Here is a 1,484-nt window from a genome sequence, read left to right as displayed (position 1 = left end):
GGCTCTTCCGGATTGACGGTGCGTAGAACGGGTTCTCGTGACCACAAGATGTAGGGGTGAGCAAGATCGCCGAGGCGGGCGGTGTGGCTGAAGGTGTAGGCGGGTCCTGCGGTGTGAGGATGAAAGCTCTCACACAACCAGCCTGACACCGACAGGACCCATGACGCAGCGTAGCGCTATTGCCGACACTATTTGCCGCACGATCGAGTTGGGGGTGACGATCACCGACGCCGCCCTTGACGGCGAGGATCGTACGCACGTGTTTTGCCAGGTCCTGGACCCGAAGAACACCTGCCCACGCTGCAGTGCGCCGGGCCGGTTGCGTGATCACGTCGATCGTGAGGTCGCGGATCTGCCGATCGTGGGTCATCCGACCCGCCTGCACCTGAAGGTGCCGCGGTATGCCTGCGAGAACACCGACTGCACCCAAGGGGTGTTCCGTGCCGACATCTCGGCGATCGTGGCGCCGCGGGCCCAGGTCACCCGCCGCACCACCACCTGGATCATGCGGCGGATGATCTGCGACAAGATGTCGGTCAAGGCGGTCGCGGTCGCGGTCGGGTTGAGTTGGAACACCGTGAACACCCTCGCGGTGGACGCGGCCAAGACGTTGGCTGTGACTCCGGGCCGTTTGGCCGACGTACGAGTCCTTGGGGTCGACGAGCACAAATGGAAACACGTTCGAGGACAAGGTGATCCAAGTTTCGTGACAGTGCTCGTGGATCTGACCCCGGTGGTTGAGGGTACCGGCTCGGCCCGCTTGTTGGACATGGTCGCCGGCCGGTCGAAAGCCGCCCTGAAGGACTGGCTCACCGACCGTGAGCAACCGTTCCGTGACCGCATCCGGGTGGTCACCATGGACGGGTTCACCGGCTATCGCACCGCAGCCGCCGAAGCCCTCGACAAGGCCCGTGCGGTCATGGACCCGTTTCATGTCGTCCACCTCGCCGCGGAGAAGCTTGGCCTGTGTCGTCAACGCGTGCAACAAGATACGTGCGGTCACCGCGGCCGCAGTGGGGATCCGCTCTACGGGATCCGCCGCACCTTGTTGACCCGGATCGGATTGCTCACCACCAAGCAGGCCACCAAGCTGCGGGCTGTCCTGGACGCCGAGGATGAGCATCTGGCCGTCACGATGACGTATGTGATCTACCAAGAGTTGATCGACGCCTACGACCAGGAGAACAAACGTGCGGGCAAGATCGCGATGTACAAGGTGCTCAAGAAGATCCACACCGGCCTTCCCGCCGGGCTGTGCGAGCTGGCCCAACTCGGCCGTTCCCTGTGGGCACGCAAACATGAGATCCTGGCCTACTTCGACACCGGTGCCTCCAACGGCCCCGTCGAAGCGATCAACGGACGACTCGAACACCTCCGCGGTATCGCCCTCGGATTCCGCAACCTCAACAACTACATCTTGCGGTCACTGATCCACTCCGGCGGCCTCGCAGAACACCTCGATGCACTCTGAATCCGGAAGAGCC

General features: G+C 63.2%; 1 protein-coding gene. It reads left to right on the top strand.

Annotated elements, in window-relative coordinates:
* The first annotated feature begins 160 nt into the window (after positions 1–160).
* A complete protein-coding gene (locus tag MKW15_RS24125) occupies positions 161–1,471 on the top strand; it encodes an ISL3 family transposase (protein ID WP_240862917.1) in 1,311 nt (436 codons plus the stop codon).
* The last annotated feature ends 13 nt before the right edge of the window (positions 1,472–1,484 follow it).

It is taken from the genome of Gordonia gummivorans (assembly GCF_022513585.1).
In the GTDB taxonomy this organism is placed as follows: domain Bacteria; phylum Actinomycetota; class Actinomycetes; order Mycobacteriales; family Mycobacteriaceae; genus Gordonia.
This window is presented reverse-complemented; position numbering and strand designations above follow the sequence as displayed.